A 3,020-nucleotide genomic window follows, 5' to 3' on the forward strand; every position below is an offset into this window, starting at 1 on the left:
GTTGGTGGTGTGGACTCTCAAGCGTGAGGTAAGGGCAATTCGTGGATGCCTTGGCACATACAGGCGATGAAGGACGTGGCACGCTGCGATAAGCTGCGGTGAGGTGTGAGCAACCTTTGACCCGCAGATTTCCGAATGGGGAAACCCACCTATCCGATTAATCTCGAACGTTGTCGCAAGAGGACGAGCGGGGTTAATTGGGAACAGGTATCTTGAGACTGAATACATAGGTTTCGAGAAGCGAACCCGGTGAACTGAAACATCTCAGTAGCTGGAGGAAAAGACATCAACCGAGATTCCGTTAGTAGTGGCGAGCGAACGCGGACCAGGCCAGTGCCTATCATTCAACTAGCAGAAGCTTCTGGAAAGTAGCGCCATAGCGGGTGACAGCCCCGTATGCGAAAGTGATGTGATAGGACTCGAGTAGGGCGGAACACGTGTAATTCTGTCTGAACATGGGGGGACCACCCTCCAAGCCTAAATACTCGTATGTGACCGATAGCGAACTAGTACCGTGAGGGAAAGGTGAAAAGCACCCCGATGAGGGGAGTGAAACAGTACCTGAAACGGATTGCCTACAAGCAGTAGGAGGCCTCTTGAGGGCTGACTGCGTACCTCTTGCATAATGGGTCTGTGACTTAATGTATCAAGCAAGCTTAAGCCGATAGGTGTAGGCGCAGCGAAAGCGAGTCTGAATAGGGCGCTATAGTTTGATGTATTAGACCCGAAACCCGGCGATCTAGGCATGACCAGGATGAAGGTGCGGTAACACGCACTGGAGGTCCGAACCGATTAACGTTGAAAAGTTACCGGATGAGTTGTGTTTAGGGGTGAAAGGCCAATCAAGCCGGGAAATAGCTGGTTCTCCGCGAAAACTATTGAGGTAGTGCCTCGAGCGGACACCCTGGGGGGTAGAGCACTGGATGGATGCGGGGGTCGCGAGATCTACCAACTCTAACCAAACTCCGAATACCCAGGAGTGATACTCGGGAGACAGACGGCGGGTGCTAAGGTCCGTCGTCAAAAGGGAAACAGCCCTGACCTACAGCTAAGGTCCCCAAGTCGTGTCTAAGTGGGAAAGCATGTGGAAATCCCAAAACAACCAGGAGGTTGGCTTAGAAGCAGCCATCCTTTAAAGAAAGCGTAACAGCTCACTGGTCTAAACAAGGGTTTCTGCGGCGAAGATGTAACGGGGCTCAAGACACGCACCGAAGCTTAGGGTGTGGATTTATCCACGCGGTAGCGGAGCGTTCCGTAAGCCTGTGAAGCGATCTGGTAATGGGTCGTGGAGGTATCGGAAGTGCGAATGCAGACATGAGTAGCGATAAAGAGGGTGAGATGCCCTCTCGCCGAAAGACCAAGGGTTCCTGCGCAAGGCTAATCCGCGCAGGGTGAGCCGGCCCCTAAGACGAGCCCGAAGGGGGTAGTCGATGGGAACCACGTTAATATTCGTGGGCCTGGTGGTGTGTGACGGATGGTGTGTGTTGTACGCTCTTATCGGATTGAGCGTGCTTCGAAACTGTTCCAGGAAATAGCCCCACCGTATAGACCGTACCCGAAACCGACACAGGTGGTCTGGTAGAGTATACCAAGGCGCTTGAGAGAAGTGTCCTGAAGGAACTCGGCAAATTGCCTCCGTACCTTCGGAAGAAGGAGGCCCAGCATAGGCGCAAGCTCTTGCTGGGGGCACAGGCCAGGGGGTAGCGACTGTTTAGCAAAAACACAGGGCTCTGCTAAGTCGGCTTCAAGACGACGTATAGGGCCTGACGCCTGCCCGGTGCCTGAAGGTTAAGTGGAGGGGTGCAAGCTCTGAAATGAAGCCCAGGTAAACGGCGGCCGTAACTATAACGGTCCTAAGGTAGCGAAATTCCTTGTCGGGTAAGTTCCGACCTGCACGAATGGCGTAACGACTTCCCCACTGTCTCCAGGACATGCTCAGCGAAATTGAATTCTCCGTGAAGATGCGGAGTACCCGCGGTTAGACGGAAAGACCCCGTGCACCTTTACTGCAGCTTCAGAGTGGCATTAGGAAAGAACTGTGTAGCATAGGTGGGAGGCTTTGAAGCGTTGGCGCCAGCCGGCGTGGAGCCATAGGTGAAATACCACCCTGTTGTTTTCTGATGTCTAACCTCGCACCGTTAGCCGGTGCAGGGACCCTCTGTGGCGGGTAGTTTGACTGGGGCGGTCGCCTCCTAAAGAGTAACGGAGGCGCGCGATGGTGGGCTCAGGCCGGTTGGAAACCGGCTGTTTAGAGTGCAATGGCATAAGCCCGCCTGACTGCGAGACTGACAAGTCGAGCAGAGACGAAAGTCGGTCATAGTGATCCGGTGGTCCCTCGTGGAAGGGCCATCGCTCAACGGATAAAAGGTACGCCGGGGATAACAGGCTGATAACCCCCAAGAGCTCATATCGACGGGGTTGTTTGGCACCTCGATGTCGGCTCATCACATCCTGGGGCTGGAGCAGGTCCCAAGGGTTTGGCTGTTCGCCAATTAAAGTGGTACGTGAGCTGGGTTCAGAACGTCGCGAGACAGTTTGGTCCCTATCTGCCGTGGGCGTCGAAATTTGAGAGGAGTTGACCCTAGTACGAGAGGACCGGGTTGAACGTACCTCTGGTGTACCTGTCGTCGTGCCAACGGCGCAGCAGGGTAGCTATGTACGGACGGGATAACCGCTGAAAGCATCTAAGCGGGAAGCCTCCCTCGAGATAAGATTTCATAGGACGGTCGGAGACCACGACCTTGATAGATCGGATGTGGAAGTGCGGTAACGCATGGAGCTAACCGATACTAATTGTCCTATTCGCGCTTGAGAGGACACACCATCAATGACAGCCCTGGGCTCTCATCGGTTGGCGTGGATGATAAGCGTCGAACGCCAGATACAATCACCAGTACGTCAAAAGTGCACGCATCGATTTTGAACCAGACCAAGGTAACCGGAACGCCCGCGAATTCGAGCGGACCGGCCACCACGGTCCAACCGCAGCAAAGTACCACTTTGCTGCGCAACCCCTGCAC

Annotated in this window: 1 protein-coding gene and 1 rRNA gene; one reads left to right on the forward strand and one right to left on the reverse strand. The window is 54.4% G+C overall.

Going from position 1 to position 3,020, the window contains the following annotated elements:
• The first annotated feature begins 18 nt into the window (after positions 1-18).
• Positions 19-2,813, forward strand: a 23S ribosomal RNA gene (locus ACTZQ5_RS13965).
• On the opposite strand, the gene ACTZQ5_RS13970 is transcribed toward ACTZQ5_RS13965, so the two are convergent.
• The coding region (locus tag ACTZQ5_RS13970) for a hypothetical protein (protein WP_443585744.1) at positions 2,799-3,020 on the reverse strand (222 nt) is incomplete at its 5' end. The two genes, ACTZQ5_RS13965 and ACTZQ5_RS13970, sit on opposite strands and share 15 nt — an antisense overlap.

This window comes from Sphingomonas cellulosilytica, from assembly GCF_052321755.1.
In the GTDB taxonomy this organism is placed as follows: Bacteria; Pseudomonadota; Alphaproteobacteria; order Sphingomonadales; family Sphingomonadaceae; genus Sphingomonas.